Genomic DNA, 907 nt, shown 5'->3' on the forward strand with positions numbered 1-907 from the left:
CGTTCATGGTGGAGTTCGCTACCGTCGGTGCCGGTGTGGGCAGCGTCATGGAGGCCCCCGGCTGGCCGGAAACGTTCATGGTGGAGTTCGCTACCGTCGGTGCCGGTGTGGGCAGCGTCAAGGTGGCCCCCGGCTGGCCGGAAACGTTCATGGCGGAGTTCGCGACCGTCGGTGCCGGTGTAGGCATCGTCATGGTGGCCCCCGACAGGCCGGAAAAGTTCATGGTGGTGTTCGCGACCGTCGGTGCCGGTGCGGGCAGCGTCGTGGTGGCCCCCGGCTGGCCGGAAAAGTTCATGGTGGTGTTCGCGACCGTCGGTGCCGGTGCGGGCAGAGTCGTGGTGGCCCCCGGCTGGCCGGAAAAGTTCATGGTGGTGTTCGCGACCGTCGGTGCCGGTGCGGGCAGCGTCGTGGTGGCCCCCGGCTGGCCGGAAAAGTTCATGGTGGTGTTCGCGACCGTCGGTGCCGGTGTGACCGGTAATGGCTCCCTGGCCACGCCTGAAGAGTAACCTGTGCTCCTGGCAAAACTGTTCACCTGCATAGTATTGGCAACCACGACCCCGCGCCTTGTGGCGACTGTTGGCACTGCAGCGGCTGTTGTCGCTGTAGCGGCATTTACCGGGCAAGCATCACTGTACGAAACATCCAGCGCAGCCAGAAATTCAGTTCTCGAAGAGCAATTGGCTGTTAACACACGCAGGTCTGCTTTTTGGCAAAGAAGCTGATCATTGGAGATAGAAGAATTCCCCTCTTTAATGCCATTGACATAGCTGTCCACCGCCGTGGTGTTGTCAACCGTTCCTTCAGTTCTAACCCACCCCCCCCCGATGCCGGCGTTTGCATTAATACCCGTGGTATTGACCCTGCTGTTCACCGCCATGGTGTTGTCAACCGTTCCATAAACATCCCC

Annotated in this window: 1 protein-coding gene; it reads right to left on the reverse strand. The window is 61.2% G+C overall.

Annotated elements, in window-relative coordinates; all coding sequences use genetic code 11:
* The coding region (locus J7438_RS26115) for a hypothetical protein (protein ID WP_209278948.1) at positions 1-907 on the reverse strand (907 nt) is incomplete at both ends.

The organism is Thalassotalea sp. G20_0, from assembly GCF_017744175.1.
Classification (GTDB): Bacteria; Pseudomonadota; Gammaproteobacteria; order Pseudomonadales; family Endozoicomonadaceae; genus Endozoicomonas.